This window comes from Faecalibacterium sp. An192 (genome assembly GCF_002160175.1).
Taxonomy (GTDB): domain Bacteria; phylum Bacillota; class Clostridia; order Oscillospirales; family Ruminococcaceae; genus Faecalibacterium.
Window position 1 is genome coordinate 1 of sequence record NZ_NFKB01000067.1, and the last position, 13,120, is coordinate 13,120.

General features: G+C 60.4%; 14 protein-coding genes and 2 other RNA genes. 4 read left to right on the top strand and 12 right to left on the bottom strand.

Features of this window, described 5'->3' with window-relative positions; genetic code table 11:
• The first annotated feature begins 149 nt into the window (after positions 1-149).
• The 4 genes from B5F27_RS14450 to B5F27_RS14465 are packed head-to-tail and all read left to right on the top strand — an operon-like array spanning position 150 to position 1,674.
• A complete protein-coding gene (locus B5F27_RS14450; protein WP_343214645.1) occupies positions 150-539 on the top strand; it encodes a hypothetical protein in 390 nt (129 codons plus the stop codon).
• Between the two features lie 17 nt (positions 540-556).
• Positions 557-1,180: a GH25 family lysozyme gene (locus B5F27_RS14455; RefSeq protein ID WP_158098259.1), complete on the top strand. Its 624-nt coding sequence runs from the start codon at positions 557-559 to the stop codon at positions 1,178-1,180.
• Positions 1,180-1,413 (top strand): hypothetical protein, encoded by a 234-nt coding sequence (locus B5F27_RS14460; RefSeq protein ID WP_087368809.1) that lies wholly within the window; start codon positions 1,180-1,182, stop codon positions 1,411-1,413. Before B5F27_RS14455 ends, B5F27_RS14460 begins: the two co-directional genes overlap by 1 nt.
• A gap of 15 nt (positions 1,414-1,428) precedes the next feature.
• Positions 1,429-1,674 carry a phage holin gene (locus B5F27_RS14465; RefSeq protein WP_087368810.1) on the top strand — a complete coding sequence of 82 codons (246 nt, stop codon included), beginning with the start codon at positions 1,429-1,431 and terminating at the stop codon, positions 1,672-1,674.
• A 147-nt stretch (positions 1,675-1,821) separates the two neighbouring features.
• Here the strand turns inward: B5F27_RS14465 and B5F27_RS14470 are convergent, their stop codons facing one another.
• The 12 genes from B5F27_RS14470 to B5F27_RS17025 form a co-directional block, all read right to left on the bottom strand.
• Positions 1,822-2,313 (bottom strand): hypothetical protein, encoded by a 492-nt coding sequence (locus tag B5F27_RS14470; RefSeq protein WP_087368811.1) that lies wholly within the window; start codon positions 2,311-2,313, stop codon positions 1,822-1,824.
• Entirely contained in the window at positions 2,313-2,903 is a 591-nt protein-coding gene (locus B5F27_RS14475) for an ImmA/IrrE family metallo-endopeptidase (RefSeq protein ID WP_158098260.1), read from the bottom strand. Before B5F27_RS14475 ends, B5F27_RS14470 begins: the two co-directional genes overlap by 1 nt.
• 487 nt (positions 2,904-3,390) lie before the next feature.
• Positions 3,391-3,739, bottom strand: a transfer-messenger RNA (tmRNA) gene (gene ssrA / locus B5F27_RS14480).
• A 122-nt stretch (positions 3,740-3,861) separates the two neighbouring features.
• Positions 3,862-4,341, bottom strand: coding sequence for an SsrA-binding protein SmpB (gene smpB / locus B5F27_RS14485; RefSeq protein WP_087249431.1), 480 nt, complete (start codon positions 4,339-4,341; stop codon positions 3,862-3,864).
• Positions 4,342-4,844: 503 nt separating this feature from the next.
• Positions 4,845-5,444 carry a recombination mediator RecR gene (gene recR / locus B5F27_RS14490; RefSeq protein ID WP_087368813.1) on the bottom strand — a complete coding sequence of 200 codons (600 nt, stop codon included), beginning with the start codon at positions 5,442-5,444 and terminating at the stop codon, positions 4,845-4,847.
• A gap of 12 nt (positions 5,445-5,456) precedes the next feature.
• Positions 5,457-5,801: a YbaB/EbfC family nucleoid-associated protein gene (locus B5F27_RS14495; protein WP_087249435.1), complete on the bottom strand. Its 345-nt coding sequence runs from the start codon at positions 5,799-5,801 to the stop codon at positions 5,457-5,459.
• Positions 5,802-5,830: 29 nt separating this feature from the next.
• A complete protein-coding gene (gene dnaX, locus B5F27_RS14500) occupies positions 5,831-7,822 on the bottom strand; it encodes a DNA polymerase III subunit gamma/tau (protein ID WP_087368814.1) in 1,992 nt (663 codons plus the stop codon).
• Positions 7,823-7,907: 85 nt separating this feature from the next.
• Positions 7,908-8,007: signal recognition particle sRNA small type (ffs, locus tag B5F27_RS14505), an RNA gene on the bottom strand.
• Between the two features lie 1,099 nt (positions 8,008-9,106).
• The gene (locus B5F27_RS14510) at positions 9,107-9,370 is read right to left on the bottom strand and encodes a TIGR03905 family TSCPD domain-containing protein (protein WP_087368815.1); all 264 of its coding nucleotides are present in this window, start codon (positions 9,368-9,370) and stop codon (positions 9,107-9,109) included.
• A gap of 179 nt (positions 9,371-9,549) precedes the next feature.
• Positions 9,550-10,407: a PHP domain-containing protein gene (locus B5F27_RS14515; protein WP_087368816.1), complete on the bottom strand. Its 858-nt coding sequence runs from the start codon at positions 10,405-10,407 to the stop codon at positions 9,550-9,552.
• Positions 10,408-10,652: 245 nt separating this feature from the next.
• Complete coding sequence (locus B5F27_RS14520; protein WP_087368817.1) at positions 10,653-12,920, bottom strand: hydratase; 2,268 nt, start codon at positions 12,918-12,920, stop codon at positions 10,653-10,655.
• On the bottom strand, positions 12,917-13,120 hold a 204-nt coding region (locus tag B5F27_RS17025), incomplete at its 5' end, for a hypothetical protein (protein ID WP_206423012.1). The genes B5F27_RS14520 and B5F27_RS17025, both read right to left, overlap by 4 nt.

Consider the following 13,120-nt stretch of genomic DNA (forward strand, 5'->3'; position numbering starts at 1 on the left):
ACGAGTACATCCACTTCTATAACCACGAGCGGCTCCAGACAAAGACTGGCCTGGCTCCGCTCTCGCTTCGCCAGGCCAGTCTTTGATTCGCTTGTTCTACCCCTTGCAGACTTCTTTTTTGTACTGTCCGCACAATATGGGGCGGTTCAGTGTGCGGGGGCTGTCTGTATGTCATCCTGGAGCTGCTGTGGCGGGGCCGCAGCCATTGGACCATGGCCCTCCTGGGCGGGGTCTGCTTTGTCCTGATCGGCCTGCTGAATGAGGGCATCCCCTGGGAGATGCCCCTGGTGCTCCAGGGGGTGATGGGCTCGGCGGCCATCGTCACGCCCCTGGAGTTCGTCACCGGCTGCGTGGTGAACCTCTGGCTGGGCTGGGGCGTCTGGGATTATTCGGACCTGCCCTGCAACCTGCTGGGCCAGATTTGCCTGCCGTTCAGTTTGTTCTGGGTTTTGGTGGCCATGGCAGTCGCCGTCCTGGATGACTGGCTGCGGTGGCGCTGGTTCGGCGAGGAAAAACCGCATTATACACTGATCCGTTGAGGGAAAGGGGAATGACCATGAAAGACATCATTGACGTGAGCCGCTATCAGGGGACGATCGACTGGGACAAGCTGGCAGGGAAGATCGGCGGCGCCATGCTGAAAACGGTGAGCACCAACAAGAGTTTCGGCGGCATCTACATCGACCCCATGTTTGAATCGAACTACGCCGCCTGCAAGCGGCTGGGCATCCCGGTAGGGGTGTACTACTACACCTACGCCCAGGACGCTGCCACCGTCCAGGCCGAGCTGGACAAGCTCCACGAGGCCCTGACCGGCAAGAGTTTGGAACTGCCGGTGGCGGTGGACGTGGAGGACAACAAGCTGAAGCCTCTCTCCGCCGACGCCCTCACCGATCTGGTGATCGCCGCAGCGGACGCCATCGAGAGCTGGGGGCTGTACGCCATGGTGTACACCTACACCTATTACAGCCAGACCGAACTTTCCATGGACCGCCTGGCGGCCTATGACCTCTGGATCGCCGACTACCGCAGCAAGCGCCCCACCCGGAAGCATGGGATGTGGCAGTACACCAGCACAGGGCGGCTGGACGGCATCGCTGGCAGCGTGGACATCTCCCACGCCTACAAGGACTACCCGACCATCATCGCCCGTGCCGGCCTGACCCAGCTGCGGGGGTGATGCCGGTGGAAAGCATCATCGCGGCTGCCGTGTCCGGTGCAGTGACTCTGATCGGCGTCCTGATCGCCAACAGCAAGAGCCAGGCTGTCACCGACACCAAGCTGGAGGAATTAACCCGCGAAGTCCGGGAACACAACCATTTTGCCCAGCGGGTACCGGTGTTGGAAGAAAAAATGAAGGTCGCAGATCATCGGATCGGCGACCTGGAAAATAAACTGGAAAACCTCACCTGAAGAAAGGAGCACACCATGAACGAAATTTCCATTGGTACCATTGCCCGCACCGCCTGTCTGGCCCTGGCCCTGACCAATCAGCTGCTGTCGGCCGCCGGCAAGCCGGTGCTGCCCATTGAGGACAGCCAGCTGGAACAGCTGGTGACCTCGGGCCTCACCGTGGCCGCGTCCCTCGCCGCCTGGTGGAAGAACAACAGATTCACCCCGGCGGCCATCAAGGCGGATGCCAATCTGAAGGTATACCGCAGCGCCGACAAGTAAGTAACTATCCGCGTTCAGCAACGCATCCTCCCGAAAAAAACTTAATACTACTGCAGCCTATTCAAAGTGTGGAAATAGTGAATAAAAACAAAGACCAAGATACATCGTATCTTAGTCCCTAGATTCTTGGCTTAATAGAATAACAGTTCATTTCTCAAGAGAACTGTCGTCATGTCGAATGATTTGTTCAATTATTTGTATCATATATTCTTCATCTTTGGTGGTAAATAGATAGTTTACAATTGTTTTTGGAAGAACCAGCAATGGAGTGAGAAAGGCTGTCAAAGCAGTAACTACTTGGAGTAATAACACTATAATATCTGGCGGAGATATCGAAATTTGATATATAATGTAAATAATAGCTCCTGTCACACCCAATAAAATTAACACTGAGAGCCAAAAAAAGACTTTCTTTTGACATCGTTTTGATTTTAAGTTGTCGTCGATATTGTTTACGTATGTGGTCAATAGGTTTCGATACTGTTCCGAATTGGCCATCCAATTCTTTCGGGCATCTTCACGAAAACGATCTCGAAAAGTTTGCTCGTTTATATCTTGGGGTGTTTGTTGGAGAAGCAAGTCAGTCAATTTCTTTGTCTGCTTTTCCTGTGAACTTTTATTTGCTGAAGAGGTATCCATTAGACCACCTTCAATCCGAGTTCTTGAATTCGAGCGGTAGCTGCTTTTGGGGTTACCGCAAACTGTTCCGCCAAAGTGGAAATAATATCGGCAAGTGAAAGATCAGGATTGGATTTCAATTTTTCAAAAGATTCAGAAAAAGCGGATCTAGGCATAAGCAAACACGCAGCAAATTGATTTACTCTAAGTTCATTAGGATCATGTTGGGATTCTTTGTTATAATGTTCTTTAAATATGTGAGAAAACTGGGCTTCTGTCTGCTCGTTGAAATCAAAAAGATAGTGTCCTATTTCGTGAGCAATTACAAATCGAGCTTTGCCATATTTGATTTTATTGCTTACTACGATCCCTTTGTTGGAATAAAAATGTTCTTTGAGTTCCGGAGAAATAATAATAAAACCGCTATCATTATTTGGAAGATTATCTGTAATATTTACAAAAAAGCCCATGCTTTTTGCAATATCGATAATAGGAACAGCTGAAGAGTTTTTTTCGCTGTATTTTATAATCTGCAGAATCTTATTAGCCGTTTCCTCTGGAAATGCGTTACGAGGATTAGACTGTGTTTCCCTAATTAATTGCGAAAACATTTTTGATACCTCAAGAAAATCATGATTCATATGCTTTAAGTTAATTATATAATAAAGATGTAAAAAAAACAAGACATAGAGAAAAGAAAATGAAAGAAAATGGGGCTGTTGCTGGAAATAAAATACACAGAGGTGACGCTTATTAGGAACAAAGGGTTAATAAGATTAGCATATTCTATGCGGCAGCAGTGTGAGGGTTGTGTCAAAATGTGGGGGTTTTAATGGGGGTGTAATATAGTGTTGACGTAATAAAGAAAACAGTTTACCGCTTGGTGTTTTCCATCTTTTAACGGTAGAAGAAGCATACAGAAGCGCAGAATGGAAAGTTGAGTTTGTCGGAGTTGAGATGAAATTGTCAAAATAATTGTATATAAAAATCAAGGGTCAAGGTATTAGGTACCTTGACCCTTGATTTTTATTGACATCACAGCCACACCCTTACGGCAAAGCCGCCTTTGAAAAAGTAGGTGTTCGTGTAATGTCCATCTGGTGGAGGCGATGGGAGTCGAACCCATGTCCGAAAGGAGTTCAGCGTGAGTATCTCCGGGTGCAGGCGATCAACGACATTCCCTCCGCGTCACGCCGGTCGCCAGGCTAACGCTTCAGTAGCTTCATGAGTTCATGACGGTCCGCAAAGCTTAGGTCCGTTCACGTGCTGTGTCTAAAGGACGCCCCGGCCCCACACGACACAAGAGTGGGCGGAACGCGCAGCACTCAGGCTGCGAGCAACTGATACTTGTTGTTGTCAGTTATTGTTTTGGAGGATTTTAGAGCAGGTCCCCCGCTGCTACCCGCTGCCCAGGCCTCACTCCCCCCGTCGAAACCTTTACGCCCCCATGATACGCGCCCGAAAGCGCGGGGAAGGTGAATGCGGAGGGGCATTGCTGCCCGGTAAAAGTGATGCGAAGAATCGGAAACCGGCTGGTTTCCGGCCATGGGCCCGGAGGGCCCGGCGGACTCAGTACAGGCGGCCGTTGGACTTGAGGGCCCGGTCGATGGAACGCTTGGCGTCCCGCTGGGCGGCATCGGCCCGCTTGTCGTAGAGTTTTTTGCCCTTGCACAGGCCCAGTTCCAGCTTGACCCGGCCGTGCTTGAAGTACAGCGACAGGGGAATCAGGGTGTAGCCCTGCAGCTTGCACTGCTGGCCCAGACGGCGAATCTCGCTCTTGTGGGCCAAGAGCCGCCGTTCACGGCGGGGATCGGCGTTGAAGATGTTGCCGTGGTCGTAGGGCGTGATGTGCATGCCCTTGACGATCAGTTCGCCGCCGTCAATGTCCACCCAGCTGTCTTTCAGGTTGACGCCGCCGGCACGCAGGCTCTTGACCTCGGTGCCTTTCAGCTCGATGCCGGTTTCCAGCGCTTCCATCACAAAGTATTCGTGGCGCGCTTCCCGGTTGGTGGCGATGGTTTTGGTGGCCGGTTTTTCCTTGGCGGGCATCCAGCGCGCCTCCTTTCTCGATGAAATGGGAAACCGCCCCCGGCTGGGGCGTGTAAATTATTGTACCACAATTACGCAAAAGTGCAAGTTCCTTTTTCGAGAAAAAGGAACCAAAAAGCTTTTCAATGTGTACCATGAAGTTTGCGGGTCTCCGAAACTTCCACAGGGCCGTTACGCTAAAGCTCGCTCGTTACGTTTGCGCCTGTGGCGCGGTACGATGCAAACGGGTTCAAAACCTGATTTGATGCGTCAAGCATGGACACCCTCTTGATCAGCCTCCCGGCCTGTGGCCCTGTGAGTCCGGGGCAGCTTTGGCCCGGCGCGTCCAGTGGATGAAGTAGAAGCAACCCGCAGGAGAAGGGGAAGTTAAATACTTCGAGCCCCATGGGGGCGCGGCCACAGGCCGCAGGGGTTCCGCTTAAACAAAAACCCGCCCGCCGGCAGGAACACCCCAAAACAGGATGCCCCGCGGCGGGCAGGAAAATACAGTCAATGACACAAGCTTACAGCTCGTGGCGGCCCTCCAGGGCGCGGAAAATGGTCTGGCGGTCGGCCTGCTCCAGCTTGGAGCCCACCGGCACGCCCGACGCCAGACGGGTGGTGCGCACACCCAGAGGCTTGAGGGTGCGGGCCAGATAGATGGAAGTGGCGTCGCCCTCCACGCTGGGGGGCAGGCCCATGATGACCTCCTTGACGGTGGTGTCCGACATCCGGTTCACCAGTTCCCGGATGGTCAAATTTTCGGGCCCGATGCCCTTCACCGGGCTGATGAGGCCGTACAGCACATGGTACAGGCCCCGGTATTCCCGGGTCCGCTCGATGGCCTGGACGTCCCGGGCCGTCTCCACCACGCAGATCACCGAATGATCCCGCTTGGGGTCGGAACAAATGGGGCACAGGTCCCCCTCGGTATAGTTCTGGCACTGGCGGCACCGGTTCAGCTTGGTGTGCACCCCGCGGATGGCCTGCACCAGGCGGTCGGTCTGTTCCGACGACAGGTTCATCAGCTGGTACGCCAGGCGGGTGGCGCTCTTGTCCCCCAGGCCCGGCAGCCGCTTCAGCTCGTCAATCAGCACTTCCAGCGGCGCGGCGGTGTTGCTCATGCCGGCCCTCCCTTACAGGCCCAGGCCGGGGATGTTCAGACCGCCGGTCAGCTTGCCCATCTCGGCGGCGGCAGCCTGATCCACCGTCTCCACCACCGCATTCACGGCGGCGGCCACCAGATCCTGCAGCATCTCGATGTCGTCGGGGTCCACGGCCTCCGGCTTGATGGTCACATTCACCACCTGATGCTTGCCGTTCATGGTCACCGTCACCATCTCGCCGGGGGCGCTGGCGGTGTATTCGGTCTGCTCCAGCTCGGCCTGCTTGGCCTGCATGTCGCTCTGCATCTTCTGGGCCTGACGCATCAGGCTGTTCATATCGGGACGGCCATAGCCGCCGGGCATTCTTGCTTTCATGGCAAAATTCCTCCGTTGTGGTTGTGATGTCAGGACCGCCGCTTGCGGGCGTTGTCCTCGATGGTTACCTCCAGGCCCAGAGCTTCCAGCTTGTGCAGGGAGTCCTCGGCGGTGGTCTTTTGACGGGCTGCGGTTTTCTCGGGCTCGTAGGGCCCGATGGGCACCGCAATGCCCGATACTTCGGCAATCAGTTTCTTAATCAGCCGCTGGCTGCCCTTGTTCACCCGGATGAAATCCCGGAAGGTCTTGCCGCCGTCGATCAGCACCCGCACCCCGTCGAAATAGGCCCTGGACTTCTTCAGGTAGCCGTACAGCATGGGGTCGGTCTGCTGGATGCGGTTCACCACCTCGGCCCACTGGGGATAGGGGTTGACCCCGTCTGCGGCCGCACGGCGGGGCTTGTCCAGCTGGGGATCGGCGGCATACACCGGCTGGGCGGCGGGTTCCTCGGGGGGCGTCTCGGGCCAGGAGGCCGGGGGCGCCGGTTCTTCGGGCGGGGCTTCCTCCTCCCAGGGCGGCAAATCCTGTGCAGACTGCGCCGCGGGGGCCGCCGCCGGTGCGGCGGGTTCTTCCCAAGGGGGCAAATCCTGTGCAGACTGTGCCGCCGGTGCGGCAGGTTCCTCCCAGGGCGGCAGGTCCTGTGCGGACTGCGCCGCGGGAGCCGCCGCCGGTGCGGCGGGCTCTTCCCAAGGCGGCAGGTCCTGTGCGGACTGCGCCGCGGGGGCCGCCGCCGGTGCGGCGGGTTCCTCCCAGGGGGGCAGATCCTGTGCAGACTGGGCCGCGGGAGCGGCTGTGGATGCGGCGGGGGCAGGGGAGACCGGCGCCGACGCAAAGGGCCGGACGGTGGTTTCCTGCCGGACGGGCTGAGAGGCCGCCGGAACGGCCTGACGCGCCGGCTGGGCGGCAGCCGCAGCCGGAATCGCGGCGGCCTGCTGGGTCTGGGCGGGTTCGGTGAGGCTGAACAGGGCCAGTTCCAGCTCGATGCGCTGGTCGCTGCCCCGGGCCATGTGTTCCAGCGCCACGCCCAGCGCCCGAATGGCCCGCACCGCCTCCCGCCGGCCCAAAGCGGGGCCCTGTTCCAGATAGAGGGCTTCCTCGTCGGGGGAGACGCCGCTCAGCAGTTCCTGGCCTCCCGGCAGGGCGGCCAGCATCAGGCTGCGGTAGTGGGCGATGAGTTCCTCGGTGAGGCGCTTGACGTCCACCGACTGCTGGCGCAGGGCGGCCAGCTCGGCCAGGGCCGCGGCGGCGTCCCGGGCGGACACCGCCTGCGAGATCCGGAACAGATAGCTCCGGTCGGTGACGCCCGCCATCCGGCGCACCACGTTTTCGTCGATGTCGGCGGTGACGCCGGCGCAGGTGTCCAGGATGGACAAGGCATCCCGCAATGCGCCGTCGGCCAGACGGGCGATGAGGGCGGCGGCCTTGTCGGTGAGGGACAACTGTTCGGCGGCGGCCACCTGGGCCACCCGGCCCGCAATGTCCTCGGGGCTGATGCGGGTGAAGTCATACCGCTGGCACCGGGACCGGATGGTGGCGGGCACCTTCTGGATCTCGGTGGTGGCCAGAATAAAGATGACGTGGGCGGGGGGTTCTTCCAGGGTTTTCAGCAGGGCGTTGAACGCCGCCGTGGACAGCATGTGCACCTCGTCGATGATGTATACCTTATAAGTACAGCTGCTGGGGGTGTAGGCGGTTTCGTCCCGCAGGTCCCGGATATCGTCCACGCCGTTGTTGGAGGCGGCATCCATTTCCACCACGTCCAGGATGCTGCCGCCGTCGATGCCGCGGCAGACCGCACACTGACAGCAGGGGTCGCCGCCCTGGGGGTTGAGGCAGTTGACGGCTTTGGCGAAGATCTTGGCACAGGTGGTTTTGCCGGTGCCGCGGACGCCGGTGAACAGGTACGCGTGGCCCACGCGGCCGGAAGCTACCTGATTTTTCAGCGCGGCCACGATGGCGCGCTGGCCCACCACGTCCTCGAACCGCTGGGGCCGCCATTTGCGGTACAGCGCACGATACATTCCCACACCTCCCGAACGGTACGGATAATAAAAAAAGCGGACAGCGCTGCGGGGGAGGTTCCCCCGCCTTGCGAAGCTCGGCATACGAATGCAGGCTGGCTGAAACGCACCGTGCACGCCGCTTAAGGCTGCTTGGTTCCCCACCTGACCTGGTTCACAGCGGCCCAGTCGTACAGGGCCCGCATCCGTATGCCGAACCGCGCAGCAAGGCGCTGTCCGACCTGGTTGCCCACAGCCTGGCCGTGAGCATATGTTATTTTATCATATTCCGCCTTAGATTTCAACCCCCCGCTTTTTCGAGAAAAAGCTTGGCAAAAAGCTTCACTGTGTACCATCAAGTTTCCGGGTCTCCGGAACTTCCGCGGGGCCTTTACGCCCGCGCTCGCTCGTTACGTTTGCGCCTGTGGCGCGGTGCGATGCAAAGTTTTGTGTAGCCTGGTTTCCCACCCGGTACGCGCTGAAAACCTATAAAAATACACAACCCTCGTCCTTTGTTTGGGCGGGGGTTGTTTTGTGTTTGAAGACCTGGGGAAGCCACTATTGATAATAAGTCCGCGGCGCGAACGGACAAAAAGAGAAGTTAAAAATTTAAAGCCCCACGGGGGCGAGCCCGCAGGGCTGGGGGTTCCTTAGATGGGTGGTTGGGTGGGTTTAGATCATAAAAAGGGTATCACCTTGCAATTTTAAAGTGTACGCCCTACAGCACCAAAAGACCCACTGAACCGCCAGCCCGCCAAAGCGGGCATGTGGCACCAATCGGAGCGGCGGGCAAAAGCCGTTAAGAAAAACACCCGTGCCGCCGTTTGAGGCCCTGAAAGTTTCCACGGGCCAGGCATGACAGTGTTTTTTAGGCTTTTGCCCAGAGCGACCACTCTGTCTGGGTCCAGGGGTCTCCCCTGGTCGTTAGGGTGGGTAGGGAGTCCAGAGGGGGTAGGGAGGGGGAGTCGAAACCCCCTCCCTCCCCCTCTGGGCCTAGCGCAGCGGACAAAGGGGAAAAAGAAAGAAGTCGTCAGCGGCAGGACGGCAAAGTTTGTGCTTGTTTATGATCTAAACCCAAAACACCCCCGCCCCAATAAAGGACGAGGGTTGTTGCATTTTTACAGGTTTTTCAGCGCGTACCGGTTGAGAAAATCAGGCTATCTGAAACCTTGGACTCACCGGGGCGCAGCCCGGGAGCCTTCTAAAGCGGCTGAAACCTGACCGCCGGCAGGGCCTGGTGAAGCCCACAGCAGTCCCCGGTACCAGGTGAAAGTCTTTTGCCGACTTTTCTTCCAGAAAAGTCGGTTACTGGTTTTCCAGGGCGGCGAGGGCTTTGCGGAGGTTTTTGGCGATCTGGTCGGGGCAGCTGGTGGGCTTGGACCCGCAGGTGACGCCTTCCATCCGGGCGATGGCGTCCTCCGCCTTCATCCCCTTCAGCAGGCTGGCAATGCCCTTCAGGTTGCCGTTGCAGCCGCCCATCACCTGGATGGACTCGATGGTGTGGTCGGGAGCCAGCTCAATCATGGTCATGCGGGAACAGGTTCCCTGGTTGGGAAAAGTATAAGTCATAGTATTCACGTTCCTTCTTTTGTCATGTGTTCCCGGGGCCTTCGGGGCCGCCGGGTGTATCTTGCAGGCAGAGGGCGGAATCCGCCCCGCCGCCTTTCAGCAGGTATCAGCCCGCCGCAATCCGCCGCCGGGCCGGTTTTGGTCTGGCCGGGCCCGCCGCAGGGCGTCCGGGATAGGTGTCAGCCGCCCAGCCGGCCCTGGCGCTGCCGGGCCAGGCCGCAGATGCGCCGGATCTGGTCGTCGGCGGTGGTGCAGGTGCCCACCGGGTGGGGATGGGCCGAATTCGCCCCGTGGAAGTCGGTGCCGCCGGTGACGATCAGGTTATACCGGGCGCACAGGGCGCGGCATTCGGCCTTGTCCTCCTCGCTGTTGCGGGGATGGTCGATCTCGATGCCGTCGATCCGCCCCTCCGCCGCCAGCTGCCGCACCAGCGGCATGCTCTTATAGACGGTGGGATGGGCGAACACCACCACCCCCTTGGCGGCACGGGCGATGTCCAGAACCTCGTCCACGGTGGGGTATTCGGGGCTGTGGAGCACCACGCCCCGGGGGTTCCATCCGAACAGGTAATGGTACACCTCCCCATAGACGCTGTCGCACAGGCCCAGCTCATGGAGGGCCTGCATGATGCCGCTCTTGTACAGCACGCCGCTGTCCTGGGCGTATTCCAGGGCCTGCTCGGTGCGGAACTGGGGGTACATCCCCTCCAGTTCCCGGGCGCTCTGGAGACAGCACTCGTTGCGGCGGCGGCGCATGGTGTCGCAATGGGCCCGCAGCTCGGGACAATCCTGGGGCCAGTAGCACAGCAGGTGAACCCGGTGCTGGCGCTCATAGTCGTAGCCGGTGAGCTCCACGGCGGGAATCAGCTTCACCCCCTCCTGTTCGGGGTGGGCGTAGCAGTAGGCCGCGCTGAGAAAGGTATCGTGGTCGGACAGGGCCAGGGCGGACAGACCCGCCCGGGCCGCCATGGGCGGGATGCGGTGGATGGGCACCGACCCATCCGAACAGGTGGAATGATTGTGCAGGTCGCCGGGCATGGCGAAGCCTCCTTTCCCGGGCAGCTGAGTCAAGCACTGCCTGCGGCAAAACTGGCGCAGCGCTCCGGTTTTTGTGAGCGTCCTCCGGGGCGCAAAGCAAAAATCAGCTCAGCGCAAGAGAGGAACACGGTCTCCTTTTTGCAAGCGGACGCAGCCCCGCCGGACAACCAATTTGCCGCAGAGGCCGCCCCAAAGGGCGCAACTTCTGCGGCAAACGGCATCGGAGGGCGGGGCCGCCCCCGGGATCAGTGTTTGTAGAAGTTAATCAGGCAGCCATCCGCCAGGATCTGCCGCTCGTCGGCGGTCAGGGGCGCGATGGACAGGGTGAAGGCGGTGGGGGTGTCTCCCAGCACATAGGCGGGAATCTCGCTCAGGTCCCCGGCCAGGGCCTTGCGGGCATCCGGAACCAGGATATAGTCCCCCAGCCCGAAGGGGGTGGGCCCGGCGATCTGGAAGGGCAGCATACCCCAGTTGATGAGGTTGGAGCGGTAGCGCTTGGTGGCGTATTCCACCGCGATGTTGGCCCCGGCGCCCAGAACCCGCTGGCAGCTGGCGGCCTGTTCCCGGGCGGAACCGTCGCCCGGCTTGACCGCAAAGATGGTGGAGGCGATCTGGACGTCGTCCCAGGTCAGGCCCTCACAGCCCGGCACCGCCTGGATTTTGGCCAGCAGGGCGGCGTCGCCCTGGCCGGCGCGGCGGGCGGCCTCCTCGGCCTGGACTTCCTTGGCGCGGCCCACATAGGCGGGGTCCTTGCGGCTGAGGGTGAACTCGGCCAGGCCCAGGGGGTTGGAGCGGTAGGAACTGGTTTCGCCCGAGGGGATCAGCTCGTCGGTGGTGGTGACGGGGTCGGTGATGTAGGAAGCCACCTTCAGCAGCAGGTTATCCCCCAGGGGGGCAATCTCGGGCCAGTCCTTGATGTTGGGGCCCAGCTTGAGGAGGGCGTCATAGTTGCCCTGGCCGAAGCCCTGGTACACACGGGCCTGATAGCTGGTGTCGTCGAAGGTGTATTCGGGGACGGTGGGGTCGTAGTCGATGGCGGTGGCCGGGGTCAGGATGCCGCCGTTGGCGGTGGTGGCCGCAATGCTGCGGGCATCCATCAGGGCCACCCCCGCCAGCTGGCCCACGCCGGGCTTGGAACCCTCGCGGCTGGGGAAGTTGCGGGTGGTGTGGCGGATGGACAGGGCCCCGTTGAAAGGCACGTCGCCGGCGCCGAAGCAGGGGCCGCAGAAGGCAGTCCGGATGGTGGCGCCCGAAGCCATCAGGCTGGACAGGGCCCCGGCCTTGTCCAGGGCCATCATGACGGGCTGGCTGGCGGGATAGACGCTGAGGGCGTACTCGCCGCAGCCGCCGGTACGGCCCTTCAGGATGGAGGCTGCCTCCACGATGCTGTCGTACAGGCCGCCGGCGCAGCCGGCAATGACGCCCTGGTCCACACGGAGCTTGCTGTTCTCGATCTTGGAGCACAGGTCCAGTTTCACGTCGGTGCGGCCCACCAGCTTCTGGACGTCCTGCTCGCAGGCGTGGAGGATGTCCTCCAGGTTGGCGTTCAGCTCCTCGATGGTGAAGGCGTTGGAGGGGTGCATGGGCAGGGCGATCATGGGCCGGATGGCCGACAGATCCACCTTCACCACCCCGTCGTAATAGGCCAGGTCCGCCGGGGCCAGGGCCTTGTAGTCGGCGGCCCGGCCGTGGGCGGCCAGGTATTTCCGGGTGGTCTCGTCGGTCTCCCAGATGGAGGACAGGCAGGTGGTCTCGGTGGTCATGGCGTCGATGGCGTTGCGGGTGTCCTGGCGCAGGCTGGCCACGCCGGGGCCGATGAACTCCATCACCTTGTTCTTGACGTAGCCGCTCTTGAACAGGGCGCCCACCAGGGCGATGGCCACGTCGTGGGGACCGCAGCCCACCGGCAGGGACCCGGTCAGGTAGATGGCCACCACGCCGGGCCGGGCCACGTCATAGGTACGGCCCAGCAGCTGTTTGGCCAGCTCGCCGCCGCCCTCGCCGATGGCCATGGCGCCCAGGGCGCCGTAACGGGTATGGGAGTCGGAGCCCAGAATCATCTTGCCGCAGCCGGCGAATTTCTCCCGCATGTACTGGTGGATGACGGCCAGGTGGGGCGGCACAAAGATGCCGCCGTACTTCTGGGCCGCCGACAGGCCGAACCGGTGGTCGTCCTCATTGATGGTGCCGCCCACCGCGCACAGGCTGTTGTGGCAGTTGGTCAGCACGTAGGGCAGCGGGAACTTCTCCAGGCCCGAGGCCCGGGCCGTCTGGATGATGCCCACAAAGGTGATGTCATGGCTGGCCATGGCGTCAAACTTGATTTTCAGGTTTTCGGGGTCGCCGCTGGTGTTGTGGGACTGCAGAATCCCCCACGCGATGGTCCCCTGCTGGGCTTTGGCCGCGGCGTCCGCGTCAAAACCCAGCGCCGCCAGGGCGGCCGGGGCGTTCCCGTCCGCCATAATCCACTGGCCCCGGGCCAGGTATGCGCCGGTGCTGGTGCACTCAATCATTTCATTCGCCTCTCTCTCAATTTTTCTTTGTTTCCCAAAGCCGCCCCCCGCCCCATTGCCGGCAGCCGCTTTGTTTTTATAGTATACCACGGTTCGCGCGAAAGAAAAAGAGTCTTTTCCCGCAGAAAATTCCAGCCGGGAGCCAGCCCCCAAGGGGGGCGGCGGCGCAGCCGCGGGGGGACTTCCTCTATGGGCGGGTG

Bases quoted from the DNA above. Each gene is read 5' to 3' on its own strand.
- B5F27_RS14465 (WP_087368810.1), top strand. From the start codon at position 1,429: ATGAACGAAATTTCCATTGGTACCATTGCCCGCACCGCCTGTCTGGCC.
- dnaX (WP_087368814.1), bottom strand. From the start codon at position 7,822: ATGTATCGTGCGCTGTACCGCAAATGGCGGCCCCAGCGGTTCGAGGAC.
- B5F27_RS14515 (WP_087368816.1), bottom strand. From the start codon at position 10,407: ATGCCCGGCGACCTGCACAATCATTCCACCTGTTCGGATGGGTCGGTG.
- B5F27_RS14520 (WP_087368817.1), bottom strand. From the start codon at position 12,920: ATGATTGAGTGCACCAGCACCGGCGCATACCTGGCCCGGGGCCAGTGG.
- recR (WP_087368813.1), bottom strand. From the start codon at position 5,444: ATGAGCAACACCGCCGCGCCGCTGGAAGTGCTGATTGACGAGCTGAAG.
- B5F27_RS14495 (WP_087249435.1), bottom strand. From the start codon at position 5,801: ATGAAAGCAAGAATGCCCGGCGGCTATGGCCGTCCCGATATGAACAGC.
- B5F27_RS14510 (WP_087368815.1), bottom strand. From the start codon at position 9,370: ATGACTTATACTTTTCCCAACCAGGGAACCTGTTCCCGCATGACCATG.
- smpB (WP_087249431.1), bottom strand. From the start codon at position 4,341: ATGCCCGCCAAGGAAAAACCGGCCACCAAAACCATCGCCACCAACCGG.
- B5F27_RS14455 (WP_158098259.1), top strand. From the start codon at position 557: ATGAAAGACATCATTGACGTGAGCCGCTATCAGGGGACGATCGACTGG.
- B5F27_RS14475 (WP_158098260.1), bottom strand. From the start codon at position 2,903: ATGTTTTCGCAATTAATTAGGGAAACACAGTCTAATCCTCGTAACGCA.
- B5F27_RS14460 (WP_087368809.1), top strand. From the start codon at position 1,180: ATGCCGGTGGAAAGCATCATCGCGGCTGCCGTGTCCGGTGCAGTGACT.
- B5F27_RS14470 (WP_087368811.1), bottom strand. From the start codon at position 2,313: ATGGATACCTCTTCAGCAAATAAAAGTTCACAGGAAAAGCAGACAAAG.